The organism is Nocardioides sp. NPDC051685 (genome assembly GCF_044453405.1).
Taxonomy (GTDB): Bacteria; Actinomycetota; Actinomycetes; order Propionibacteriales; family Nocardioidaceae; genus Nocardioides.
Genome location: NZ_JBITCR010000022.1, coordinates 14,084 through 37,297 on the forward strand (window position 1 = coordinate 14,084; position 23,214 = coordinate 37,297).

The window sequence follows — 23,214 nt, forward strand, 5'->3', positions numbered from 1 at the left end:
CCGTGGATGGCCTCTCAGCGGGTCAGGTTGTGCCAGACCCCGCGCCGTCCCGTGTCAGCGACTGCTGGACCTGCCATGCGGCGAAGGCGACCAGCAGGCCCCCGGCAATGCCGATCCACCCGGCGGGACGCACCTCGCCTTCCTCGCCGATCGCCTGCCAGGCCGCTATGACGACCCCGACGTAGTGGACGGCGGTGAGGGCACCGGCAGAGACAAGGACGGCGGTGGCGAACCGACGCCGGGAGGAAAGAGTCAGCATGCCGACGGCCAGGCACCCGACCACTGCGGCCGGCTCGAAGATGTACTCGGCGCTTGCGCCTTCCTCGACCTCGGTCCAGAACGAGCTGAAGCCGTCGTAGGGGATGAAGAGCGCGAGGGTGGCCAGTCCAGTGCCCGCTATGGCCGAAACGAGCCAGACGGGTTCGACAGGACCGAGGTCGGGATCCCTCGACGACACGCTCGAGCACGCCCGGCCCGCCACGACAGCGCCCACTCCGCCGCACAGGACAAGAAGACTCAGCGCAAGACCGACGTAGCCGATGTCCTCGAGGGAGAACTTCACCAGTCCGATGCCGGCGGCGCTCATGAGGACCCCGACCACGATGAACAGTCCTGCTGCGTACGCGGTGGCCAACTGCTGACGGCGGAGCCGGCCCGCAGCGAGGAGGAGAGCAAGGGCGGCAAGCGCTGCCTCGAACGGCGTGACGACCGCGAACGAGTTCCAGGACGTCGTGGTCTCGGCCAGCAACGGCAACGGAATCGCAGCCAGGAGCCCCACGGCAGCTGTTGACGCGGCGGCCGGCACCCACGCGGGTGGCTGGGGCTCGGTAGCTGCCACCGGCCGCGGGCGGGGCTCGGGCTCTGGCTCTGGCTTGGGCTCTGGCTTGGGCTCTGGCTCGCGCGCGACAGGTGCTTCGGCCGCAGGTGTGGGTGTGTCTGGTGGGGGCGCCACGACCGTCGGCTGCTCCGGGGCGGCCGGGGGCGGTGGGGGCGGGGGCTCGGCGGGCCTGCGAGCTCGTTCGGCCGACCCTCGCACGACACGCTGGGTGTCATGCTCGGCCATGTCGTCCAGTGCCATGCGCGCCGCGGCGGCGCGAGCGGAGTCCTCGTCGTCCAGCAATGCGGCCAGCTCCTCCACCGCACCGAGACGCACGTTGGTGAACGGACTCGAGATGGCACCACGCAACTCTGCCAACACGTCCACCGGTTCGGGTGGGCGGTTGCTGCGGGCGATGTAGAAGTCTCCCTGCACGTCGAAGACCCATTTGCCCGGAGTCTGCGACGGCGTGACGGTGCGCACCCGGTCGAAGGCGAAGTCGTACAACTCGTCGACCGACACGAAGCCGTCACGGTCCCGGTCCGCCTCGCCGGTGGTCAGACCCTCGACCAGAGCCGAGGTGAACACCGACGGCTTGCCCTGGCCGGCAAGCTGGTCGCCCTCGAACGAGTACTCCATCGCGCTCGATGCCGTCAGTACGATCCGCCCGCGGCCATCGAAACGCTCCATGATGTCCATGCGATCATCGCCGCGATTCATCATCCCGCGCGCGAACGCGCCGCTGTAGCAGCAGTCCAGGAGCAGCACGATGCGCCGGGACCGGCTCCTCGTCATCTGCCTGTTCACGTAGTCGGCGGGCAGGGACGTGGCGTCCAAGTGGTCGATCTCGGTGTCCGGTGTGGCGAAGTAGAGCCTCCCGTCCTCATCCTTCACCCCGTGGCACGACAGATGCAGCAGGAGGAGATCGTCGGGCCCGCGGTCATCGAAGAAGCTGGAGACCTTGCGTCGGACCACATGCTCCGGCTCGTTGAGTGACACCTCGACCTCGAAGCCCCCGATCTCGGCGTTCCGGAGCACGCGCGCCAGTTGCTCGGCGTCGGTGGCGGGCGCGCGAAGCCTGCTCAACCGCTGGTCGTCGTACGTGTCGTTCGCCACCACCAGCGCGCTGCGCCGCCCCGTGGTCATGGCACCGGTGAGGACGTAGGTGGCTCGGGCTCCCCGGACCCGCGCAGGGCTGCGACGAACTCATCGATGAGCCGATCCTGCTGCTCCCGCGACGCCGAGTCGATCTTGAGCGTCTGGTCGCCGATGGTGAGCTCGACCGCGTGGGCCCCGCGAGTGGAGGACATCCATCCCCGTATCGCCCCCACGATGGCGGTCACGGCGACCAGCGGCTCCTGGAAGGCCACGAGCAGAACCCCGATCGCCGCGAAGTCGACGCCACGGGTGCCAGCAGGCGCCTCGCCCGCGCTCGCGCGTTCGACATCATCGACGCCGAGGTCCAGCAGCTCCCGGCGCAAGACCGAACTGAGCTCATCGAGTCGCTCCACATCAGGATCGTGGATCGTGATGGTCATCTGGCGACTCATCCTCGGCTCCTCGCTCAACAGAACTCCCCTCAGGATCAGTGTCCTCCCAGACCGGCGGCTCGTCAGCCCCTTCTTCCCGTCGCACGGCGCTTCGTCCAAGAAGGGTGTGTGCCAAGCACAGTCGTGGCTCTTCCCCGGCGTCCCGTATCAGTGGTGTGCATCCCCGGTGTTGGGGACGGGAACGCGTGGTCTAGCGGGGCCGCAAGGCCTCAGCGAGGAGGGCGGTGACCTCGCGTCCGGGCTAGAGGATCGCAGAACGAGGCATGCGAGTGGCGCCAGAGTCATCCAGCCACGCGGCGAAGGCCGCCGACGAACGAGGCAGCGGAGTGGAGGCTGGGGCGCTCGATGGATCTGCATGACCCGTCCGAGCTGGTCGATGCGCTCCAGGGGCTGGGCTACGCAGCTCGGAACGGCGGCGGTCCCACGATCGTCATGCTGCCGGTCGAGGCGGCCGCCTGCCGGACCCGGTCGAAGTCGACGGCTACGGCCGGCTGGCCGGGGACCGCGGGTTCGCTGGCGGTCCGGTAGAAGTCCTCGCCGCCTCCGGGCGTGTGCAGGCACAGCATGCGAGCGCCCTCCGCCTGGGCCAGGAACGCGTGCGGCACTCCGCGCGGGATCACCGCGACCCCGCCCGTGCGTACCTCGTACTCGACGCCGTCGATGTGGAGCAGGATCGAGCCGCCGAGCAGATAGAACGTCTCGTCGGCGGCGGGATGGGTGTGCAGCGGGGTGCGTTTGCCCGGGTCGACGGTGTCCTCGAACAGCAGAAATCCATCGCCCGCCTCGCTCTCGCGGACCAGCCAGCTGTGGAGGCCGCCGCCGTAGAACCAACGGCGCTCCGCCTCGTCGGCGTTGCGGACAAGGGCGGCTGTGGTGATCGGCATCGTGCGCCTCCTGGCGTTATGGGACTAGCGTCCCATAACGAAACTACGGTACCGTGAGTCCGATGTCAACGGCGTACGAACAGACCGGGCGAGCCCGCCAGAAACAACGAACCCGAAAGGCGCTCGTCGCGGCCGCGCGTGATCTGGTCGCCCTAGGCGGCCGGCCACCCACGGTCGCCGAGGCGGCGGAGGCGGCCTCGGTGTCGCGTACGACGGCCTACCGCTACTTCCCGACCCAGAAGTCGCTGTTGCTGGCGGCCCACCCCGAGGTGGACGCGACCTCGATGCTTCCCGGAGAGGTGAGCGACGATCCGGAGGAGCGGATGGCGGCCGCGGTCCGAGGGTTCATGGCGATGGTGGTGGACACCGAGCCGCAGCAACGCACGATGCTCCGGCTCTCGCTCGAGCCCGACACGGAGTCACGCCAGCTACCGCTACGCCAGGGACGGGCCATCGGTTGGTTCACCGAGGCGCTCGCGCCGTTGGCCGAGCAGCTCGGCGATGACGGCGTACGTCGCCTGGCGATCGCGGTCCGCGCCGTCAGTGGGATCGAGTCGCTGGTCTGGCTCACCGACATCGCCGGCCTGACCCGTGAGCAGGCTGTCGAGCAGATGGTCTGGTCGGCCGTTGCACTGGTTCGTCGTGCCGCCCAGGAGGTCTGAGGGCCGACGCTGCGGATCCGATCGCACGCTGCGGCCGTTCCTGCGACAGCTCACACCTCAGACGTACGGACGGATGGCGTCGATGATCCGGGACCAGTTCTCGGCGCCGTACCCGCGCGAGCGGGCCCAGGTGTAGTGGGCCTGGACGGCGCGGGGGAGGTCGGTGTCGATGCCGGCGGCCTCGCTGGCCTCGACGAGGTGGTCGGTGGTGGCGCCCATCATGGTCACGGTGCTCAGGTGGCCGGGGTGCTGGCCGGCCTCGAGCTGGGTGCCGAGGTCCTCGCCGGCGGCGAGCATGGGCGGGATGCCGGCGAGGGTCTGCATGAGCTCGGGCAGAGCGGCAGAGGGCTTGATGCCGCCCGTCTCCAGCAGCGCCACGGCGTGGAGCAGGGAGGAGAGGGAGGTGAGGAAGATGTCCAGGTTGGCCTGGTACATCAGCTGAGCGAGCCCGGGGTCCTCACCCAGGTAGCGGACGGACCCGATCCGGGCCAGCGCGTCCTCGTGCCGCGACAGCACCTCGGCGGGACCGCTGACATAGACGTACGCATCGGGGGTGCCCACCATCGGGGCGGGGACCATCACGCCGCCGGTCAGGAAGCTGGCGCCGTGCCCGGTGACCCACTCGCTGCCCTGGCGGGTGCGCTCGGGGGCCTCCGAGCTGAGGTTGACGACCGTACGGCCGGCGAGCTCGTCGGTGGCGGAGCCGAGCACGTCGTACATCGCCTGGTAGTCGGTCAGGCTGAGCACGACCAGGTCGCTGGCGGCGACGGCCTTCGCCGGTGAGTCGGCCAGCTGGGCGCCGGCGGCGACGACCTCGTCGGCGCGCGAGGCGGTGCGGTTCCATACGGTCACCGGATGCCCGGCGGCGAGCAGGCTGTGGGCCATCGCCTGGCCCATGGGGCCGAGGCCGATGACGGTGACGGGGGTGCGAGTTTGGTTCATGGCACCATCCTCACGACTCGCCTACGATTGCGGGAGTACCCACTATTTACTGGGGTACTTACCAAAAGGTTCGTGAGGAGCAGTCCCGTGACGAAGTCGGCCCGAAGCGGTCCCTACATCTGCGGCATCGACGCCGCGCTCGACGTGGTCAGCGGCAAGTGGAAGGGGCTGATCCTGTGGGAGCTCGACACCTATGACGTACGCCGCTTCGCGGAGCTGCGCCGAGGCCTGCCCGGCGTCAGCGAGAAGATGCTGACCCAGCACCTGCGCGAGATGGAGCAGGACGGGCTGGTGCACCGGGAGGTCTATGCCGAGGTGCCGCCGCGGGTGGAGTACTCGCTGACCGAGCACGGCCGCAGCCTCAACGCCGCGCTCGGGCCGCTCGGCCGCTGGGGGATGGACCGCATCGCCCGCGAGCAGCCGGAGTTGGTCGAGCACCGCGACGCCGGCTTGCTACCCCGGCCCGAGCGAGCGTGAATCAAGTCACATAGGGTGGCTATCCGCCTCTCGCGATTTGGGCGGGGGAGCGGGGCCTTGTGAACCTGAAGTAATGACTCAACTGCACAGTGAGACCAAGGCCGGCGATCCCGGCGAGCGGTCTTTCCTGGGCCAGCCACGCGTACTGGCCAACCTGTTCGGCGTCGAGCTGTGGGAGCGGTTCAGCTTCTACGGGATGCAGGGCATCCTGGCGATCTACCTCTACTACTCCGCGGCCCAGGGTGGTCTCGGGATCAGCGAGACGGTCGCGCTCGGCATCGCCGGAGCGTACGGCGGCGCGGTCTACCTCTCGACCATCATCGCGGCCTGGATCGCCGACCGCCTGCTCGGCTCGGAGCGTACGCTCTTCGCCTCTGCCTGCCTCGTCGTCCTCGGTCACCTCGGCCTCGCGCTGATCCCCGGGATCGCCGGGGTCGGTGTCGGGCTCGTCCTGATCGCGCTCGGCTCGGGTGGTGTGAAGGCGAACGCGTCCACCCTGGTCGGCACCCTGTACGCCGCCGATGACGAGCGCCGCGACGCCGGCTTCTCCCTCTTCTACCTGGGCATCAACCTGGGTGCCCTGGTCGGCCCGCTGCTGACCGGTCTGCTGCAGAAGCAGTGGGGCTTCCACTTCGGCTTCGGCCTGGCCGCGGTCGGGATGATCCTCGGCCTGGTGCAGTACACGCTGGGTCGCAAGGCGCTCCCCGCCGCGAGCCGCGTCGTCCCCAACCCGCTTCCCGCCGCCGAACGCGGCCGCTGGATCGGCATCGCCGTCGCCGCTGTAGTGGCGATCGTGGTGCTCTGCCTGACCGGCGTCATCACCGCTCCTCGCCTGGCCAACATCGTGATCGGCATCAGCGCCGTCGCCGCGGTCGCGCTCTTCGCCGTCATCCTGCTCAGCCGCCACGTCACCGCGATCGAGCGGAGCCGGGTGTGGGCGATGGTCCCGCTCTTCATCGCCAGCGCGGTCTTCTGGTCGCTCTACCAGCAGCAGTTCACCGTGATGGTGGTCTACTCCGACCAGCGCCTGGACCGCGACCTGTTCGGCTGGGAGATGCCGGTCTCGTGGGTCAACTCGATCAACCCGGTCTTCATCATCCTGCTCGCCGGCGTCTTCGCCGCGCTGTGGACCCGGCTCGGCTCCCGGCAGCCGTCGACGCCGGTGAAGTTCGCGGTCGGCACGATCCTGATGGGCATCGCGTTCTGGGTCTTCCTGCTGATGCCGAGCGGCTCGCACGCGGTGCCGCTCGTGGGTCTGGCGTTCATCCTGCTGCTCTTCACCCTCGCCGAGCTGCTGCTCTCCCCGGTCGGCCTCTCCCTGGCGACCAAGCTCGCCCCCGAGCGTTTCCAGACCCAGATGATGGCGCTGTTCTTCCTCTCGATCGCGCTCGGGACCGCGATGTCCGGCCGGCTGGCGGAGTTCTACGACGTGAGCGACGACAGCGGCTTCTTCTGGTGGGTCGGCCTCGCCTCGGTCGTCGTCGGTGTGCTCCTGCTCGTCGGCAACCGGCCCATCCGGCGGTTGATGGCGGGCGTGCACTGACTCGTCGACCTCTGCCTGCCCTTTCGTTAAAAGGGCAGGCAGAGGGGCCTATTTCGTCGGTAGCATCGTCAAGGTGACCGCCGCATCGAGCTGGAGACGCCAGGCGTTTCGGCTGCTCGGTGAGGTGGTTCGATTCATGGCCGTGGGCGGTCTGGCGACCGCGGTGTCGTTCGTGGGCTTCAACGCGCTGGCCCACGGCCTGCTCCTCGGCTCGGCCCCGCTTCGGAGCGCTCCGATCGTCGCGTACGTGCTGGCAAACGTCGTCGCCGGAGTCGTGGCGTACGTCGGGACCCGGCTGTGGGCGTTCCGGGATCGTGACGCTCGCGATCAGGTGACCGGCGTGGTCAGGTTCTTCGTCCTGGGCGCCCTCACGATGGCCATCCCCGTCGTGTGCCTGTGGGTCAGCCGCTATGTCCTGGGGCTGTCCAGCCCGATCGCGGACAACGTCTCGGCCAACGTGATCGGGCTGGGGATCAGCACCACGACGCGATTCTGGGTGTTCCGGCGCTTCGTGTTCAACCAGCCCGTGGTTCGCGAGCCGTGGGAGCCCGCAGCGTGACGGCCCGAGAAGGCAGGTGCTCCGGTGGCGCGTGGTGACCACATCTACGTCCGCCGCGGTCGTTACTACACCCACCACGCCATAGACGCCGGCGATGGGACCGTCATCCACTACACGGGCACCGCTGCCAGCGGCCGGCGTGTGGAGAGGAGCTCGCTCGAGTCCTTCGCCTGCGGCGGGCCCGTATTCGTCCGCACCTACCGCAGCCCGCTGCCGTCCGAGGAGATCGTCAGCCGAGCCGAGTCTCGTCTCGGGATGCGTGGCTACCACCTGGTCCGCAACAACTGCGAGCACTTCGCGACCTGGGCCTCGACCGGCTCGGCCGCGAGCCGGCAGGTGCGCAGCTGGGCCGTGGCGGCGCCCGGCGCAGCCGCCTCGGTCGCCGTGGCCCAGGCCGCCGGAGTCCATCTGATCGTCCTCGGAACCGTCAGCATGTGCGCCTATGCCCTGCGGGGCCTCTGGCACCGTCGCACCGGCTACCGGACCGTGGTGGCGGTCGACCCCGTTCTCGGGCGAACGAAAATTCGTTCACCCGAGACAGCGGCCACTGTCGTGGGTCCTCGCCAGTTGTAGTCGAGGAACTTCCCGTCGAAGGTGACCACCACCCGGTCTCTGCTGGGATGTTGCTCTCATCGACGGGAGCCGACCTGTTCGCCGCGGTCGGGTCGCCGGAGGAACCCGGCACGACGCTGCGGGTGTCGTCGAAGTTCCGACCGGCCGGCCCCGTGGCCCCGGGCCTACTCGAACGGGTCGAAGTAGGCGACCGCGGCCGCGTCGATGTTGCTGTCGATGCCGACCGGGTCGAATCCGATGGTGCTGGCTCCGGTGAGGTACACGCGCCGCTTGCCGTCAGGCCCGCGGTCGAGCACGACGCCGTTGGCGCCGTCCGAGGCCGCGGTGGCGTCGTAGCTCGCCGACCACACCTTCTCGCCGCTGGCCATGTCGTAGGCGATGGTGGTGTAGTCGAGGTCGGTCTCGGTGTCCGCCGACTCGCCGGTGACGACCGCACGTGTGCCGTCCTCCGAGATCGTCACGTCCCAGGGGATGTCGGAGCCGTGGGCGTTGCCGTCGGGGTCGCCGAGGTCACCGGCCACAGCACGCGGAAGGTCGCGAGGGCGCTCGATGCTGCGTACGCGATCGGTCTGCTCCACGACCACGAGGGGCAGAGCAGATTCCGCCACGTCCTCGCCCAGCAGGCGGTCTACGACGAGGTGCCGCCGTCGACGCGCCGCTGGCTCCACCTGCGCACCGCCCACGTCCTCGAAGAGTCCGAGGGGACGCCGCAGTCTGCGAGGATCGCCCACCACTACCAGCGGGCCGGTCGCCCGGCCGAGTTCGCCCGTCATGCCGAGGCCGCCGCCGACGAGGCGGTCCGGCGCGGGAACGATGCCATCGCCGCAGACCTCCTCCGCCAGGCGACGGCCGACATGGCGAGCCTGCCGCCTGACGCCCGGGTACGTCTGGCGACGAAGCTCGGCCGGGCCGCGCCGTCGCGGAGGCGGCCGGGTTCGAGCGGGTGGCCGAGGTCTATGTCCTCGTCCGAGCGATGGCCGACTACGAGAGCGGCCGCTGGGACGGTCTGGCCGACCGCGTACGAGATCTCGCCACTCCGGCGCTCGGCTTCGGAGCAGCCTCGCTGGACGCCCGTCTGCTGCACGGGCCCGTGCTGACCGCGACCGCGACCGGCACCGATGCGCGCGAGCAGCTGGCCGAGGTGATCGCCGACTGCGAGCAGGTGGGTTCGGTCTGGCCGCTCATCCCCGCCCAGACCGCGCTGTCCCGAACCGTGGCAGAGGTCCGCGCCGAGGTCGCCGACCTGGCCGACCACCTGAAGGATGTCGATGCTCCGGCCGCGATCGCCGCGCTGCGCACGTGCGAGGCGCTGGTCGCGCAGGCCGACGACGACGCGGCGTCCGTCGAGCGGTCGCTGGCCTCCGCGCGCCATTCGGCAGCGGCTGCCGGACTCGTCTATGTCGCGGCACAGGTCGAGGAGCGGCTCGGCGACTGGCGGTGCGCGCAGGGAGCGGACTCCGGCCCGGCGCTCCTCGAAGGCGCGCTGCGCACCTACGGTGGACTGGACGCCCGGCGCGACATCGCCAGGGTCACCCAGCTCATGCGTGGCCACGGGGTCGCTGTTCCCTGTCCATGGCGAGGAGGGCGCCGGGCGCTCGGTACGGACCTCTCGGACCGGGAACGGGAGATCGCGCTGCTCGCCGTCGCGGGGCGGACGAACCGAGAGATCGCCACCGAGCTGTTCCTCTCGCCCCGCACCGTCGAGACGCACATGTCGCACACGCTGCGCAAGCTCGGCCTGCGTTCGCGCGAGGAGCTGCGGCGGAACAGCGGCGTGCTCAGCCTGGAGGGCAGCGGACGCTGATGGTGAAAGCGACTGTGTTCATGGACGCCAGGCGTAGCCTGGAGACATGAGCGAGGACGACGACCTCTACGCCGAGATCCCGTCGATAGACGAGCGATCCCGGCGCGCGCTCACGGTCGCCGAGAAGTGGATCGGGGAGGACATCCAGGGCGTCGCGATCGGGGTCGCCGCGGACGGGGGACCGGAGCTGGTGGTCTACGCCCTCGACTCGTCCTCGGCCGGGGCGCGGGCAGTGCCGCAGGAGTGCGAGGGGCTGCCGGTGCGGGTGGAGACCGGAGACGCCTTCAGGGCTGAGAGCTGACGGCATCTCCGGGTCCCTGGGCCGATCACGGCCAGACGCGCACCTGGAGGGAGAGCTGGACCAGCGCGATCGGGTTCAGGATGGTCGCCACGCTCGATCCCGCGAAGAGCAGCCCGACCGGGTTGTTCTGCAGGTCGAGCACCATCGAGCCGGAGTCGCCGCCGGCTGACATGTTGCTCGTGATGATCTGGTTGCAGAACTTCGCGACCTTCCCGGCACCGTAGTTGACGTTCACCGTCGCTGCGACGGCGGTGACCCGGCCGGTGGTGAAGTTCGTGGTGCGGCCGGTCTTCTTGAGGAGCATGCCGACGGTGGCTGCCTTGGCGGCGGTGGCCGGGTAGCCGTTCCAGTAGATGTCACGGTCGATCATGTGGAACGGCACCTCCGCGACGGCGGCGTCCACGTAGTTGCACGACCCGTCGAACCTGATCGGCACGAACCGGGCCAGCCGCCCGATCACGTCCGCCGGAGCCGTACCCCCGTCGAACGGCCCGGGCTGCAGGATCGGGTCGCCGATGTTGGCGTTGTTGGAGTTGGCGAGCACGTGGTTGTTGCTCAGGATGTAGTAGCGCGGCGGGATCCCCGGGACGGGGCTCAGGTCGTACGCGCCGGCGCTGATCGTTCCGGCGGTGATCTTGTAGTGCCCGACACTGAATCCCGGTCGGGCCGGACGGATCCGGGTGGCCAGGGTCTGAGCATCGACCTCCTGGGTCTCCATGAGCTGCTGGCTGCCGCCGGCGAACAGGTGCCCCACCTCGAGGACGTCGGTCGGTGTGCCGTCGACCGTGTCCGGGACGGTGTCCGCGTCGCTGACCAGATCGGTCGGCATCTTCTGGCTGACCAGGACCATGACGCTCGGCGTCTCGGTCTGCTCGCCGTTGGTGATCTTGAGACCGACCCCGACGCCGACCACGTTCTCCATGCCGAGCAGCTCCTCCTCGACCGACGCCTTCGACTCGGCGACGGCCGTGAGCTCTTCGGGCACGGCCTCTGACTGTGCCGTGAACAGATCCTCGTTGTTCATTTTCGTTCCCCCTGTCGGCTCCAGCTTCTGGACCTTCCAGGACGACCAGAGCCTCACTGGGAGGAGTGCGTCCGGAAGGACGCTGATACGCGGGTGACCGGCGTACCGGCCCTCGGGTCAGGACCGGTTCGGGTTGCCTCGGGTGACGTCGACGTACTCGATCCCGATCGCGGAGAGGTCGACGCCCGGAGCCGGCCCGATGAGGTCCCGGACGATCTCGAGGATCTGCGGGCGCAGGGTGTCGGCGAGGGGGTGGAGCTCGATGCCGTACCTGGCGACGAGGCGGATCTCGATGCCGGTCAGACGGCCCTCGTCGACGTGCAGCTCGATGGTGTCGGGCGCGTGGGTCGGGTGCTCCTGGAGAAGCCGGCGCAGCGCCGCACTGACGACGCGCGCGGAGACGAAGGTCTCGGAGCCTTCCTCATCGCGCGTCGACGTGCCCTGCTCGGTGAAGGTCAGGATCGGCTCGGAGGGGACGACGACCCGGCGCACGCGCGCCATGATCGACTCGGCCAGGTTGACCCAACCGGGGGGTTCCTCGGCACGGGCGGCGCGGATGGCGCGCCCGAGCGGGCTGGGATCTAGCGCCATCGGGCCATCCTCTCCGCGAGTGTGCGTCGTCCGCGGTACAGGTGTCCGCGGACGGCGCCGATCGGCATGGCCAGGGCGATGGAGATCTCCTCGTAACTCATCTCTTCGACCTCCCGCAACAGCCAGGTCGCCCTTTGGTGCCACGGCAGTTCGTTCAATGCTAGCTGCAACGCTTCCAGAAGCTCGGCGTCCAGAACAGACTGCAGCGGGTTGTCCGGCGCGGCCGGGGTCAGCCGCGACATCAGCCCGTCGTCGATGGGTGTCGCGCGTCGGTTGCGCTGGAGGTCGGCCGCGCGACGGTGCACGAGACGGATCAACCAGGTACGCAGGGAGGAGCGCCCCGCGAAGCCGGACAGGCTCCGCCACGCGGAGACGAACGCCTCCTGGGTCACTTCGGAGGCGTCGCTGGAGTCGCCGACCATGTGGAGGGCGTACCGATACATGGCGGGGCCATGACGATCCACGATCTCTCGGAAGGCTTCATGGTCGCCCAGGCGGGCCGCGCGCACCAGCGACTCATCCGTCGCCAATGGCTCAGATGACGCCTGCGATTTCGACATTGCCCCCGAGTTCCTCGTCTGCTGCCACGCGAGGGCAGTGTCCGAATACGAGAGTTCTACCATCCCCAAGCAAAGAGATGTGATCCAGAACACACCCAGATTCTTGTGACACATCGGTCCGATGCCGCGACTAACCAGCATCAGTACGACCGAACACGAATCAGGAAGGTTCTTCTCATGACGCAGACGAAGTCCGGAAGCACGAGCTCGACCAACGGCTCCGACGGCCAGCCGGTGGATCGCACCGACTCGAGCGCTCTGGCCTCCGAGTACGGCCGTACCTCGATCGCCGACACCGTGGTCTCGAAGATCGCTGGGATCGCGGCGCGGGAGATCAGCGGCGTGCACGACCTCGGTGGTGGCGCGGCGCGTGCGGCAGGGGCGATCCGCGAGCGGATCCCGGGCTCGCGTACGAACCTGGGCCAGGGCGTCGCGGTGGAGGTGGGGGAGCGGCAGGCGGCCGCCGACCTCGACATCGTCGCCGAGTACGGCACCTCGATCCCCGACCTCGCCTCGGCCATCCGTCGCAACGTGAAGGCCTCGGTCGAGCGGATGACCGGCCTCGAGGTCACCGAGGTCAACATCACCGTCCACGACGTCTTCCTCGAGGACGAGTCCGGCGACGCTGACGCGGACGCCGCCCGGCGGGTGGAGTGACGGTGCCCGCCGGCCCCGACCCGCAGGACGGTGTCGGCGCCGAGCCGGAGGTCGTGGACGTGGTCGCGGCCGCCGTGCTCGCCGTGCCCGGTGTCCACGACCTGCACGCCGGAGTCTCCGGGGAGGTGGCCACCTACCTCCCCGGGCGCCGGGTCAACGGGATCAGGATGCGCGAGCCCGGCTGCTCGATCCACGTGGTGCTCCACTGGGGGACTCCGGTCCTCGGCACCACCGACGCCGTGCGCGAGGCGGTCCGGCCGTACGTGGCGGGCCCCGTGGACGTCACCGTCGAAGACATCCTCCCGCCCGGCAGCACCGGCTCGGCTCCGGCCGCGCTCTGACCTTTCAGAAGGAGAGAACACGTCATGACCAACTCGACACTCGGCCTGGTCGCCGGACTGTTGCTCACGATCGCCATCGTCACCGGGGGACTGGTCGGCCTGCTGCTGGCCATCGTGCTGGGCGGGGCGGGCTACCTCATCGGTGGCCATGTCGACGGCGAGCTCGACCTCCGCAGCATGCTGCGAGGACGCCGTGGTTGAGGCTCCCACGCGCCCGATGCACCTCGTCGACGCCGAGACCTCCGACCTGGCGGAGGACCGCGGGACCCTGGACGTCCGGAACAAGGCGCTCCAGCGGATCATCGAGCGCGTCGCGCTGAAGGTACCGGGCACGGTGGCTCATCGCAGCGCCCTCGGCCGGGTCACCGGGTCGGCGCTGCCGAAGGCCGACATCACGGCCGAGGGGCGCGCCGTCCGGGTGAAGCTCGACGTCGCGATGGCCTGGCCCGGCAACGTCTCCCGCGTCGCCACCTCAGCTCGGGACGCCGTACGCCAGGAGGCGTTCCGCCTCTCGGGCATCGAGATCCGGAGCGTGGACGTCACCGTGCACGCGGTCGACCCGTCGGCCGCCGAGGACACCGGCAGGAGGGTGGAATGAGCACGCACACCGTCGAACCATCAGCCGAACAGATCACCCGCCCCGCGCCACCACGCGCCCAACCGCGCAGAGCGCCCGTGGTGGTCCCGACGGCCATCGTGCTCGCCCTGGTGCTGATCGGGGTCGCCGTGGTTGCCGTCCGCGAGCTCCTGGTCAGCCAGGGTTGGGCCACCGGGTCTCCGGTCGTCCCCGACCTGGTCGCCGGCCTCGACGGGATCGGCCCCTCGGTCGGGCTGGCCGCCGCCGGCGGAGGGATCGCCCTCGTCGGGCTGGCGGTGCTCTGGCTCGCGATCCGGCCCGGCCGGCGTACGCACCTTCGGGTCGCAGGCGATGCGGATCTGTGGCTCGCGCCCGGCGCCGTCGCGGCCATCGCCCAGGAGACCGCCGACCGGCTCCCCGGGGTGATGTCGGCCGACTCCTCACGCAGCAGCCGGCGTCGCGTCGTCGTCGACATCGTCGTCGCTGCGCGCAACACCCCCGATGGTCCCCAGGAGGCTGCCGCCGTGACCGAGCACGTCAGGGCCTTCCTCGACGACGAGGTCGGCCGACCGACCTCGACCAGCATCAAGGTGCGGGCTACGGAGGTGCCCCGATGACTCCACGCGTGATCAGGTTCGACCGTCTGATGATCCTGCTGGTGGCGGTGCTCGTGATCGCCCTGGGTCTGCTGATCGTCGACTGGCAGTACCGATGGGTCCTGCGGACCTACCCGGCCGAGCTGTCCACCGGCCCGGCGCGTGAGATCGTCACGTCCGACTGGTTTCCGTGGGCGTTCGCCGCGGCCGGCGTCCTGCTCGGCCTGATCGGCCTGGCGTGGCTACTGGCGCACCTGGGCCGGCGCGGACCCTCGACCCTGCGTCTCGACGCCAGCGACCAGACCGGACGCGTCCAGGCCGACCTCCGCTCGATCGCGGATGCGGCCGCCACCAGGCTCGAGAACCTGGCCCCGCTCACCGGGGTCACCGGAACGGTGCTCACCATCCGCTCGCGGCCGGTGATCCTGTTGCGCGGGCACATCGACCCCGCTGCCGCGGTCGCGCCCGTCGCGGACGCCGCCGAGACCTGCTCCCGGGACGTCGCCGCGGCCTTCCCCGACGACTCGATCACCTGCCGGGTCCTCATCGACCCGCCGCGGCGGGGTAAGGGACGACAGCAGTCCCACATGCGCGTGCGCTGACCGGCTCGATGCCCCTGATGGCGTCGCGACCTCGCGCGGGGGCGAAGTCGCGACGTCGCCAGGGGCATCGAGCGGCTAGTCGGCGCGCAGCACTCAGCGCTTGGCCAGAACGAGGGCGTACGCCTCGTCCGGGTCGGTCCACCAGCGGAGGTCGCCGAAGCCGGCCGCCTCGAGCTCGCCGGCGACGTTGCCTCGACGGAACTTGCAGGACAGCTCGGTGAGAAGCTCTTCGCCCTTGTCGAACTCGATGACGAGGTCGAGCTCGCTCAGCTCCACCCGGGCCGGGTCCTGGGCGACGAGCCGCATCTCGATCCGTTCCTCCTCGGCGTTCCAACGCGCCAGGTGCCGGAACCCGTCGGGGTCGAAATCGGCGCCCAGGCTCCGGTTGAGAACGCGCAGTGCGTTGAGGTTGAACTCGGCGGTCACGCCGGCGGCATCGTCGTAGGCGGCGACCAGCTGCCCGGGGTCCTTGACCAGGTCCAGCCCGAGCAGCAGACCTTCCCCCGGCTGCATGGCGGCGGCGATCGATCGCAGAAACCGTTCGCGCCCGGGGCGGTCGTAGTTGCCCAGGGTGCTGCCGAGCAGCGCGATCATCCGGCGTCCCGGAGTCGGCAGCTGCTCGAGATGCTGGTCGAAGTCGGCGACGACCCCCTCCAGGGCGAGCCCCGGCCTCTCCTCGGCGAGTGCGTCCATCGCCTGGGTGAGCGCGCTGCCGCTGACATCGACCGGGACGTACGTCGTCAGCCGGCCGGTCCGAGCCAGCGCATCGAGCAGGAGCCGGGTCTTCTCCGAGGAGCCTGATCCGAGCTCGAGGAGCACCTCGGCGTCGGAGGCCTCGGCGATCTCTCTCGCGCGCTCGGTCAGCAACGCCCGTTCGGTGCGTGTCGGGTAGTACTCGGGCAGCCGGGTGATCTCCTCGAACAGCTCCGAACCGCGCTGGTCGTAGAAGTACTTCGGTGGCAGCCACTTCGGTGAGGCACTCAAGCCGGTGCGGGCATCCTCTGCGAGGCTCTGCCGCAGGTCCTCGGCGCTCAGCAGGGTGATGATCCTGCCCCGGGCTGGTGTGCTGGTGTCGGTCCGGGCGTCGATGTCGAGGGTCACGCGAGGTTCTCCTTCGGGTTGTGGCGAGGGGTGTCGAGCCGCCACCAGGTGGGCCCGCACGGGCTGAGGACCCCGATGGTGCGCGGCGGGATCGGGGTGGACGGAGCTTCTGGGAGCGGACGGCTGCTGACGACGTACTCCCAGGCCGCGGGCTGGGCGAGGTGGCTGCCCTCGTCCCCGGTCAGCAGGGCAAGGTCCTCCCCGTCGCTGAGGAGGACCGAGAAGCCACCGGCCTCCAGCTCGTTGGCGATCTGGATCAGGGCCGAGCCGACCGGCAGGCGCTCGTGCTGCGCCTTGTCGAGGATGAGCGTCCACGAGGCGTCGATGGTGCCGCTGACCGCCACGGTCCACGAACCGAGTCGCAGCGGAGCCGGGCAGTCGTCATGAGGGCAGGCCCAGTCGATATGGGTCCGGGGCGGTCCGAGGATGGCGCGATGGGCGCACGGGATAGCAGCCGACCAGGTCACGCACGACGCCCGTCGTCGGCGAGCCGGAGACCGGTGACGGGCCAGCGTGCGCCAGGAGGGAAGAAGTTGCGGTAGGAGGCTCGGGTGTGTCCCGGCGGGGTGAGCGCGCAGCCGCCGCGGAGCACCATCTGGCTCGACATGAACTTGCCGTTGTACTCGCCGATCGCGCCGGCGGCGGGGTGGAAGCCCGGGTAGGGCAGGTAGGCCGAGGAGGTCCACTCCCAGCAGTCCCCGAAGAGCTGTCGCAGGCCGCCCGTCCTGGGGCCGGCCGCGCGTGGGTGGAAGCTGTCCCGGTCGGCGAGGTTGCCGGTCACCTCGTAGGTCCGGGCAGCGTGCTCCCACTCGGCCTCGGTGGGGAGGCGCTTGCCGGCCCAGGTGGCGTACGCGTCGGCCTCGTAGTGGCTCAGGTGGCAGACCGGCAGCCCCGGGTCGAGCGGTGACGTGCCGTGCAGGGTGTGCTCGAACCACTCCCCGTCGGCCTCGCGCCAGTAGAAGGGTGCCTCCCAGCCCTCGGCGTTGACCCGCGCCCACCCGTCCGAGAGCCACAGCTCGGGGCGCCGGTAGCCGCCGTCGGCGATGAACTCCAGCCACTCGCCGTTGGTGATCAACCGGTCGGCGAGCCGGTACGGCTCCAGCCACTGCTGGTGCCGGGGCAGCTCGTTGTCGAAGCAGAACCCGCCACCCTCGGAACCGATCTCGACCAGGCCGCCGTCGATGTCGACCCACCCCAGCCGGTCGGTCCCGTCGCCCGGGGCCGGCTGACCGGCGTAGATCGGCTGCAGCGGGTTGAGCGACAGCACGTGCTTGATGTCCATCAGCAACAGCTCCTGGTGCTGCTGCTCATGGTGGAAGCCGAGCTCGATGGTCGGGGCGAGCTTGGCGAAGGTGCCCTCGTCCACACGGTCGAGCAGGTCCCTGACGCGGTCGTCGACGTTGCGCCGGTAGTCGCCGACCTCATACGCGCCGGGGCGGCTGATCACGCCGCGCATCGGCCGGGCGTATCGCGGCCCGACCTGCTCGTAGTAGCTGTTGAAGAGGAACCAGTACTGGTCCTGGAACGGTGTGAAGCCGGCCTCGTGCTCGGCCAGCACGAAGGTCTCGAAGAACCATGTCACGTGCGCGCGATGCCACTTGGTGGGGGAGACATCCGGCATCGACTGGACCGTCTGGTCCTCGGGTGAGAGGGGTGCTGCGAGGCGTTCGGTGTCGGCCCGGACTTCGTCGAAGCGGGCGATCGCGGTGGTCGTGTCCATCTCACGTCTCCTGTCGGGGCAGGTCGGTCGTGCGGGGAGTGCTACCAACCACTCTGCCTGGTCGCCCAACCCCCGCCGCGCCCTCTCGACGACCGTCGCGACCGAGCCGATACCGCCCCTGGTTTCACGCTGGTTCGGGACCAACGGCCTCCGAGCGTGACCCAACTACCCTCGCCGCGGACGACGTGCAGATCCAGGCTGAGGGCAAGCGGCTCCACCGCCCGAGGTCGAGGAGGAGAGCGATGCGCGAACCGGTCGCGGTCGGAAACGTGCTGCACGCCGTGGGGATCGTGAAGTCGTTCCGTCGAGGCTGGTGGCCCAGACGGCGCCGGCACCCGGTGCTGCGTGGGCTCGATCTGGAGCTCGGTGCCGGCGAGGTGGTCGGCCTCGTCGGCGAGAACGGATCGGGGAAGTCCACCGTGATGAAGATCCTCGTCGGCGCCCTGGCCCAGGACGAGGGAACGGTGATCCACGAGGGGCGCATCGGATACTGCCCACAGGTGCCTCAGGTGTACGGGCGGCTGACCTGCGACGACCATGTCGAGCTGTTCGGAGCCGCCTACGGGCTCACGTCCGCGCAGGCTCGAACCTCGGCAGAGAACCTGTATGAGACCTTGGGCTTCGCCCGCTACGCCGACGTACGAGCCGATGAGCTGTCGGGCGGCACGCTGGCCAAGCTCAACCTCTCCCTGGCCCTGCTGGCCGACCCCGAGGTGCTGCTGCTGGATGAGCCGTATGCAGGATTCGACTTCGACACGTACCTGAAGTTCTGGGACCTGGTCGCCGATCGACGCGCCGCCGGCCGCAGTGCCCTGATCGTGAGCCACTTCGTCGTCGACGAGGACCGCTTCGACCGGATCGTGGAGATCCGCGACGGGAAGGCGGTCCCGCGGTGACCTGGTGGATCCTCACACGCGGGTTCCTGCGTGACTACGCGAGGAACTCCACCAACCTGATCGTCCTGGTGCTGGTCCCGGTCGTCTTCGTGCTCGTCGCCGCGGACTCGCTCGCGGACGCGGCGCGGCTTCTCGGCGGTGACGGCACCGCGTTGGAGCAGGCCACCGCAGGGTGGGCGGCGGGGTTCCTCGCCGCGGTGGCCATGTACTTCCAGGTCTCCGCCGCCCGCGACGCCGACCGTCGCCTGCTGTTGTGCGGAGCCCGGCCGCTGACGCTCGTCGCGGCTCGGCTCCTGACCGGGACGTTCCTGGCCGTGGTCGCCACCGCCGTCTCGTTGGTGGTGCTGGCGCTGCGTGAGCCCGTGGACCACCCAGGTCGGCTGGTCATCGGCACCACCATGTTCGCCCTGGTCTACCTCGGCATCGGCGCTGCCGTGGGCAGCGTGGCGCGCGACCCGGTGAACGGCTCGGTCGTCGTGCTCTTCGTGTGGATCCTCGACGTGTTCTTCGGGCCGACCCTGTCCTCGAGCCAGAGTCCGGTCACTCGCCTGCTGCCCACGCACTTCGTCTCGCTGTGGGTTGCCGACACCCCGTCTGGACACGCGGGCTGGCTGGGCGATCTCGGTATCAGTGCGGCCTGGGTGGCCGTATCGCTGGGCGTCTCGGCGGTGCTCATCGTGCGCACCTCGGCCGTCGGTCGTGGCAACCGTCGCAGCCGGCGCGCAGCCGGATCCCGCAGCGACCAGTACCGCCGTGGTCTCGGCATGGGCATGCGGGCCCTGAGACGCAACCCGGCGATGTGGGCGCTGCTGGCGGTCGTGCCCGGAGTCTTCATCGTCCTCTCCGACGTCATCACGCCGCACGGGCACACCGGCATCGCGGTGCGCGAGAGCGGGCGGCTGGCCGTGAGGATGTTCGATCCGGCCGAGATCCATGCGGGAACGATGACTCCCATCGCGGTGGCGTCGCTGGCCATGCTGGTCGGCCTGTTCACGATCCTCGCCACGGGTGAGACCGATCGACGGCTGTGTCTCGCGGGCCTGCGTCCGGGTGTCCTCCTCGCGGTCCGGCTCACCACGGTCGGTGCCGCGGTGCTGGTCGCGGCAGCGGTGTCGCTGGCCGTGGCGGCCGCGGTCTTCTCCCCGGCCGACTGGCCGGTCTACGCACTGGGGAACCTGTTGGTCGCCGGCACCTACGCCCTCGTCGGAGTGCTCGTCGGGCCGCTCTTCGGCCGGGTCAGCGGTGTGTTCCTCGCCTTTCTCGTGCCGTTCCTCGACGTCGGTATCTCCCAGAGCCCGATGCTGAGCGTCCAGCCGGATCCGTGGGCGAGATGGCTTCCGGCGTACGGAGGGACTCGGTTGGTCCTCGACGGCGCGCTCACCTCCTCGTTCGACGAGACGGTGCCGCTGCTGTACGCCGGCGTCTGGCTGCTCGTGCTCACCGTGCTCACCAGCCTCCTGTGGTGGCGTACCAATGCGTGGCCGGCGTCGTCGTCGCCCCGCGCCACCTGAGGGAGCGGGCCGGGCAGACCCTGGGGCCTGCCCGGCACGTGGGTGACGGTCAGGACTTCAGCAGTTCCTGCATCGTCTTGATCTCCTCGGTCTGAGCGGTCTCGATGTCGTCGGCCAGGGCCTTGGCGTCGGCGGACTCACCGTCGGCCTGCTCGGTCTTGGCCATCTCGATCGCGCCCTCGTGGTGCTCGATCATCATCGTGAGGAACATCTGGTCGAACTCGGCGCCGGTGGCGTTCTCGAGCGTGGTCATGTCCTCCTCCGACATCATCCCGGTCATCTCGTCCGAGGACATGTCGCCGTGATCCATGTTCGACATGCCCTCGTCGGGCACGTCCTCGCCCCACGACTCCAGCCAGCCGGTCATGGTCTCGATCTCGGGATCCTGCGCCGCCTCGATGTCGGCGGCGAGGTCCTTGACCTCCTGGCTCTCGGCACGGGTCTCGGCGGCCTTGGCCATGTCGATGGCCTGCTGGTGGTGCGGGATCATCTCCTGGGCGAACGTGACGTCGGCGTCGTTGTGTCCTTCGGCGGTGTCGCTGTCGCTCCCGCCGCCGCAGGCGGCGAGCGTGATCAGTGTGGTCGCGAGGATCGCGGCCGTCAGGGTCTTGCGCATGAGAGTTGCTCCATCTGTGTGATCTGGTTCTGGGCAGGCGAAAGCCCGAGCCACCCGGGTGGGTGCCTCGTGGCGACGGCCTGTCAGCAGCGGATCACGCAGAGCTGGAGCAGATCGGGCGGGTCGCGGTCGCGCCCGTAGAAGACCGGGCTCGGCCAGGTCGGGAGCAGGCTCGTGAGGAGCCGGATGCGACGTCGCGCCAGGAACAGGGCGACGGCCAGGATCAACCCGCTGAGGATCGCGAGGCAGAGGCCGAGAAGGCCTCCGCCCTCGCCGTCCGCCGGGACCTCGGACGAGACGTGTGGTCCGACGCTGCCGACTTCGACACGATCAGCCGTCGACAGGAGGACCTGGGCATCCTCGTGGCCCCCGGCAGTCATCACGCTCATGCCATGGGCCCCGACAGGGTGTGCGCCGGCGTGGGAACCCCAGCCGTGCATCGACAGGAGCCCGAACAGCGCCACCGCGACCGCGGCGAGCACGAGGCGCGCGCCGCGTGTCTGCGTCGGCGATCGGAGATCCTGCATGGCGTCGATCCTAGGCGACGCCGAAAGGTGGCGGGTTCTTGGTCTGGCTCTGTGCCCGGGGTCCAGATGTCACGGTTCGCGTCTCAACAGATGGCGTCTGCGGATGAGTCGCAGGCGCTGAGGATCCGCTTGGTGACCTCATCGACCTCGCCGAGGCCGTCGACCTCGACGATGAGGCCTCGGTCGCGATAGGCGTCGATGAGCGGTGCGGTCTGCTCGCGGTAGATCTCCTGGCGGCGGCGGATGATGTCCTCGGTGTCATCGGCGCGGCCCTCGATCCGGGCACGCTGCAGCAGCCGCTCGACGACCTCGCCCTCGTCGACGACGAGGCTGATGACGACGTCGAGCTCGTGGCCGGTGGGTCTGATCATCCCGTCGAGCTCCTCGACCTGTGCAAGCGTGCGGGGATAGCCGTCGAGAAGGAAGCCGTTGGTCGCGTCGGGCTCGTCGATCCGGTCGCGAACCATGTTGTTGGTGACCTCGTCCGGCACGTACTCGCCGGCGTCCAGGTAGCGCTTGGCCTCCAGCCCGAGTGGAGTGGCCAGCGACACGTTGGTCCGGAAGATGTCGCCGGTGGAGATGGCCGGGATGCCGAAGTGCTGGGCGAGGTGCTTGGCCTGGGTGCCCTTGCCGGCTCCGGGCGGGCCCATGATGATGATCCGCATCAGACGTCTCTCGTGATCCTGTGATCGCCGGCGGCACGTTGCGCGCAGGCGCGGCACATCTCGGGAGACGTCAGGTCGACGGGGAGTTCCCAGAAGGTGTACCAGAGCGCTGTCGGTTCTCCGCAGGCCGTTCGTTTGGAGCCGTTCCTCCGGATGTGGACGGTGCCCCAGGGCAGCCGGTGGCGAGAGTGCCGCGGCTGTGTCTGAGGCGCCGTCGCGAGCCACTGCACGCCCACGTTGCCATGTGACGGAGGCCTTGGGAGGGTGGCAGACGGTGGTGTCATCACGGATCCCTTCAGCTACTTGATCTCGGCGATCACGGCGCCGTTGGCGACGGTTTCGCCGACGGTGGCGTTGAGGCCGGTGATGGTGCCGGTCTTGTGGGCCTTGAGGGGTTGTTCCATCTTCATGGCTTCGATGACCACGACGACGTCGCCCTCGGTGACTTCTTGGCCTTCCTCGACGGCGATCTTGACGATGGTGCCCTGCATCGGGGAGGTGACGGAGTCACCGGAGGCGGCGGCGCCGGTCTTCTTCGCGGAGCGCTTGGGCTTCTTCGCGGCGGTGCCGCCGGCCGCGAGGCCGCCGAGGCCGCCGAGGCCGGCGGGCAGGGAGACGTTGAGGCGTTTGCCGCCGACCTCGACCACCACGGTCTGACGCTCGCCACCTGAACCGTCTTCGGTGGGTTCACCGGTGGTGCCGGCGTAGGGGGTGATCTGGTTGTCGAAGTCGGTCTCGATCCAGGTGGTGTAGACGTCGAAGGAGCCGTTCTCCGCGGTGTAGGCGGGGTCCGTGACGACGGCCTGGTGGAAGGGGATGACGGTCGGCATCCCGTCGACCTTGAACTCGGCCAGCGCACGACGCGAGCGCTCGAGTGCTTGGGTGCGGTCGCGGCCGGTGATGATGAGCTTGGCGATGAGGGAGTCGAAGGCGCCCGGGATGGTCTCGCCCTTCTCATAGCCGCCGTCGAGGCGTACCCCGGGCCCGGCCGGGGGTGCCCATTCGGTCAGGGTGCCGGGGGCGGGCATGAAGTTGTTGCCGCCGTCTTCGGCGTTGATGCGGTATTCGATGGAGTGGCCGCGGATCTCGGGGTCGTCGTAGCCGAGCTCTTCACCGGC

At 69.6% G+C, this 23,214-nt stretch carries 30 protein-coding genes; 15 read left to right on the top strand and 15 right to left on the bottom strand.

The window, feature by feature from the left end; genetic code table 11:
- Window positions 1-22: 22 nt before the first annotated feature.
- The 3 genes from ACIA03_RS29850 to ACIA03_RS29860 all read right to left on the bottom strand — a co-directional run bounded on the left by ACIA03_RS29850 (window position 23) and on the right by ACIA03_RS29860 (window position 3,251).
- Window positions 23-1,963 (bottom strand): caspase family protein, encoded by a 1,941-nt coding sequence (locus tag ACIA03_RS29850; RefSeq protein ID WP_396989134.1) that lies wholly within the window; start codon window positions 1,961-1,963, stop codon window positions 23-25.
- Window positions 1,960-2,367 (bottom strand): hypothetical protein, encoded by a 408-nt coding sequence (locus ACIA03_RS29855; protein WP_396989135.1) that lies wholly within the window; start codon window positions 2,365-2,367, stop codon window positions 1,960-1,962. Before ACIA03_RS29855 ends, ACIA03_RS29850 begins: the two co-directional genes overlap by 4 nt.
- A gap of 395 nt (window positions 2,368-2,762) precedes the next feature.
- Entirely contained in the window at window positions 2,763-3,251 is a 489-nt protein-coding gene (locus ACIA03_RS29860) for a cupin domain-containing protein (protein ID WP_396989136.1), read from the bottom strand.
- Between the two features lie 62 nt (window positions 3,252-3,313).
- Between ACIA03_RS29860 and ACIA03_RS29865 the strand changes: the two genes are divergently transcribed.
- Window positions 3,314-3,913 (top strand): TetR family transcriptional regulator, encoded by a 600-nt coding sequence (locus tag ACIA03_RS29865; RefSeq protein WP_396989137.1) that lies wholly within the window; start codon window positions 3,314-3,316, stop codon window positions 3,911-3,913.
- 57 nt (window positions 3,914-3,970) lie between these two features.
- Here the strand turns inward: ACIA03_RS29865 and ACIA03_RS29870 are convergent, their stop codons facing one another.
- Window positions 3,971-4,855, bottom strand: coding sequence for an NAD(P)-dependent oxidoreductase (locus ACIA03_RS29870; protein WP_396989138.1), 885 nt, complete (start codon window positions 4,853-4,855; stop codon window positions 3,971-3,973).
- Between the two features lie 87 nt (window positions 4,856-4,942).
- Here ACIA03_RS29870 and ACIA03_RS29875 point away from each other — a divergent pair, with 87 nt between their 5' ends.
- From ACIA03_RS29875 to ACIA03_RS29890, 4 genes are all read left to right on the top strand, one after another.
- Window positions 4,943-5,332: a winged helix-turn-helix transcriptional regulator gene (locus ACIA03_RS29875; protein ID WP_396989139.1), complete on the top strand. Its 390-nt coding sequence runs from the start codon at window positions 4,943-4,945 to the stop codon at window positions 5,330-5,332.
- A gap of 73 nt (window positions 5,333-5,405) precedes the next feature.
- On the top strand, window positions 5,406-6,875 hold the full coding sequence (locus ACIA03_RS29880; RefSeq protein WP_396989140.1) for a peptide MFS transporter: 1,470 nt from the start codon (window positions 5,406-5,408) through the stop codon (window positions 6,873-6,875).
- A 73-nt stretch (window positions 6,876-6,948) separates the two neighbouring features.
- Complete coding sequence (locus tag ACIA03_RS29885) at window positions 6,949-7,434, top strand: GtrA family protein (protein ID WP_396989141.1); 486 nt, start codon at window positions 6,949-6,951, stop codon at window positions 7,432-7,434.
- 24 nt (window positions 7,435-7,458) lie between these two features.
- Complete coding sequence (locus ACIA03_RS29890) at window positions 7,459-8,007, top strand: lecithin retinol acyltransferase family protein (RefSeq protein WP_396989142.1); 549 nt, start codon at window positions 7,459-7,461, stop codon at window positions 8,005-8,007.
- Between the two features lie 164 nt (window positions 8,008-8,171).
- Here the strand turns inward: ACIA03_RS29890 and ACIA03_RS29895 are convergent, their stop codons facing one another.
- Complete coding sequence (locus ACIA03_RS29895) at window positions 8,172-8,780, bottom strand: hypothetical protein (RefSeq protein ID WP_396989143.1); 609 nt, start codon at window positions 8,778-8,780, stop codon at window positions 8,172-8,174.
- Window positions 8,781-8,950: 170 nt separating this feature from the next.
- On the opposite strand from ACIA03_RS29895, the gene ACIA03_RS29900 reads away from it, so the two are divergent.
- Entirely contained in the window at window positions 8,951-9,811 is an 861-nt protein-coding gene (locus tag ACIA03_RS29900) for a LuxR C-terminal-related transcriptional regulator (RefSeq protein WP_396989144.1), read from the top strand.
- A gap of 46 nt (window positions 9,812-9,857) precedes the next feature.
- Window positions 9,858-10,112 (top strand): hypothetical protein, encoded by a 255-nt coding sequence (locus tag ACIA03_RS29905; RefSeq protein ID WP_396989145.1) that lies wholly within the window; start codon window positions 9,858-9,860, stop codon window positions 10,110-10,112.
- 25 nt (window positions 10,113-10,137) lie between these two features.
- On the opposite strand, the gene ACIA03_RS29910 is transcribed toward ACIA03_RS29905, so the two are convergent.
- The 3 genes from ACIA03_RS29910 to ACIA03_RS29920 form a co-directional block, all read right to left on the bottom strand.
- Window positions 10,138-11,136, bottom strand: coding sequence for a serine protease (locus tag ACIA03_RS29910; RefSeq protein WP_396989146.1), 999 nt, complete (start codon window positions 11,134-11,136; stop codon window positions 10,138-10,140).
- A gap of 117 nt (window positions 11,137-11,253) precedes the next feature.
- Entirely contained in the window at window positions 11,254-11,727 is a 474-nt protein-coding gene (locus ACIA03_RS29915; protein ID WP_396989147.1) for a hypothetical protein, read from the bottom strand.
- Window positions 11,718-12,287 carry an RNA polymerase sigma factor gene (locus tag ACIA03_RS29920; protein WP_396989148.1) on the bottom strand — a complete coding sequence of 190 codons (570 nt, stop codon included), beginning with the start codon at window positions 12,285-12,287 and terminating at the stop codon, window positions 11,718-11,720. Before ACIA03_RS29920 ends, ACIA03_RS29915 begins: the two co-directional genes overlap by 10 nt.
- A gap of 177 nt (window positions 12,288-12,464) precedes the next feature.
- Here ACIA03_RS29920 and ACIA03_RS29925 point away from each other — a divergent pair, with 177 nt between their 5' ends.
- From ACIA03_RS29925 to ACIA03_RS29950, 6 genes are read left to right on the top strand one after another with little or no spacing between them, the layout of a single operon-like run.
- The gene (locus ACIA03_RS29925; RefSeq protein ID WP_396989149.1) at window positions 12,465-12,944 is read left to right on the top strand and encodes an Asp23/Gls24 family envelope stress response protein; all 480 of its coding nucleotides are present in this window, start codon (window positions 12,465-12,467) and stop codon (window positions 12,942-12,944) included.
- A 2-nt stretch (window positions 12,945-12,946) separates the two neighbouring features.
- On the top strand, window positions 12,947-13,285 hold the full coding sequence (locus ACIA03_RS29930; RefSeq protein WP_396989150.1) for a hypothetical protein: 339 nt from the start codon (window positions 12,947-12,949) through the stop codon (window positions 13,283-13,285).
- Window positions 13,286-13,309: 24 nt separating this feature from the next.
- Window positions 13,310-13,486, top strand: a complete 177-nt coding sequence (locus ACIA03_RS29935; protein ID WP_141794238.1) for a DUF2273 domain-containing protein — start codon at window positions 13,310-13,312, stop codon at window positions 13,484-13,486.
- Window positions 13,479-13,883, top strand: a complete 405-nt coding sequence (locus ACIA03_RS29940; protein ID WP_396989151.1) for an Asp23/Gls24 family envelope stress response protein — start codon at window positions 13,479-13,481, stop codon at window positions 13,881-13,883. Before ACIA03_RS29935 ends, ACIA03_RS29940 begins: the two co-directional genes overlap by 8 nt.
- Window positions 13,880-14,479, top strand: coding sequence for a DUF6286 domain-containing protein (locus ACIA03_RS29945; protein WP_396989152.1), 600 nt, complete (start codon window positions 13,880-13,882; stop codon window positions 14,477-14,479). The genes ACIA03_RS29940 and ACIA03_RS29945 overlap by 4 nt, the downstream gene beginning before the upstream one ends.
- Entirely contained in the window at window positions 14,476-15,060 is a 585-nt protein-coding gene (locus ACIA03_RS29950) for a hypothetical protein (RefSeq protein WP_396989153.1), read from the top strand. The genes ACIA03_RS29945 and ACIA03_RS29950 overlap by 4 nt, the downstream gene beginning before the upstream one ends.
- 93 nt (window positions 15,061-15,153) lie before the next feature.
- Here the strand turns inward: ACIA03_RS29950 and egtD are convergent, their stop codons facing one another.
- Genes egtD through egtB form a run of 3 tightly spaced genes read right to left on the bottom strand, consistent with a single transcriptional unit; the run spans window position 15,154 to window position 17,881 of the window.
- Window positions 15,154-16,161: an L-histidine N(alpha)-methyltransferase gene (egtD, locus tag ACIA03_RS29955; RefSeq protein WP_396989154.1), complete on the bottom strand. Its 1,008-nt coding sequence runs from the start codon at window positions 16,159-16,161 to the stop codon at window positions 15,154-15,156.
- The gene (locus tag ACIA03_RS29960; protein WP_396989155.1) at window positions 16,158-16,628 is read right to left on the bottom strand and encodes a hypothetical protein; all 471 of its coding nucleotides are present in this window, start codon (window positions 16,626-16,628) and stop codon (window positions 16,158-16,160) included. The genes egtD and ACIA03_RS29960 overlap by 4 nt, the downstream gene beginning before the upstream one ends.
- Window positions 16,625-17,881, bottom strand: coding sequence for an ergothioneine biosynthesis protein EgtB (egtB, locus tag ACIA03_RS29965; protein WP_396989156.1), 1,257 nt, complete (start codon window positions 17,879-17,881; stop codon window positions 16,625-16,627). The genes ACIA03_RS29960 and egtB overlap by 4 nt, the downstream gene beginning before the upstream one ends.
- A 242-nt stretch (window positions 17,882-18,123) precedes the next feature.
- Between egtB and ACIA03_RS29970 the strand changes: the two genes are divergently transcribed.
- Together ACIA03_RS29970 and ACIA03_RS29975 are read left to right on the top strand one after the other, a co-directional pair.
- The gene (locus tag ACIA03_RS29970; protein WP_396989157.1) at window positions 18,124-18,777 is read left to right on the top strand and encodes an ATP-binding cassette domain-containing protein; all 654 of its coding nucleotides are present in this window, start codon (window positions 18,124-18,126) and stop codon (window positions 18,775-18,777) included.
- Window positions 18,774-20,288: an ABC transporter permease gene (locus ACIA03_RS29975; RefSeq protein WP_396989158.1), complete on the top strand. Its 1,515-nt coding sequence runs from the start codon at window positions 18,774-18,776 to the stop codon at window positions 20,286-20,288. The genes ACIA03_RS29970 and ACIA03_RS29975 overlap by 4 nt, the downstream gene beginning before the upstream one ends.
- 49 nt (window positions 20,289-20,337) lie before the next feature.
- On the opposite strand, the gene ACIA03_RS29980 is transcribed toward ACIA03_RS29975, so the two are convergent.
- From ACIA03_RS29980 to ACIA03_RS29995, 4 genes are all read right to left on the bottom strand, one after another.
- Window positions 20,338-20,904, bottom strand: a complete 567-nt coding sequence (locus tag ACIA03_RS29980; protein WP_396989159.1) for a DUF305 domain-containing protein — start codon at window positions 20,902-20,904, stop codon at window positions 20,338-20,340.
- An 83-nt stretch (window positions 20,905-20,987) separates the two neighbouring features.
- Window positions 20,988-21,431, bottom strand: coding sequence for a hypothetical protein (locus tag ACIA03_RS29985; RefSeq protein WP_396989160.1), 444 nt, complete (start codon window positions 21,429-21,431; stop codon window positions 20,988-20,990).
- Window positions 21,432-21,514: 83 nt separating this feature from the next.
- Window positions 21,515-22,096 carry an adenylate kinase gene (locus ACIA03_RS29990; RefSeq protein ID WP_396989161.1) on the bottom strand — a complete coding sequence of 194 codons (582 nt, stop codon included), beginning with the start codon at window positions 22,094-22,096 and terminating at the stop codon, window positions 21,515-21,517.
- 299 nt (window positions 22,097-22,395) lie between these two features.
- Window positions 22,396-23,214: biotin/lipoyl-containing protein (locus ACIA03_RS29995; RefSeq protein ID WP_396989162.1), on the bottom strand; the 819-nt coding region annotated here is incomplete at its 5' end.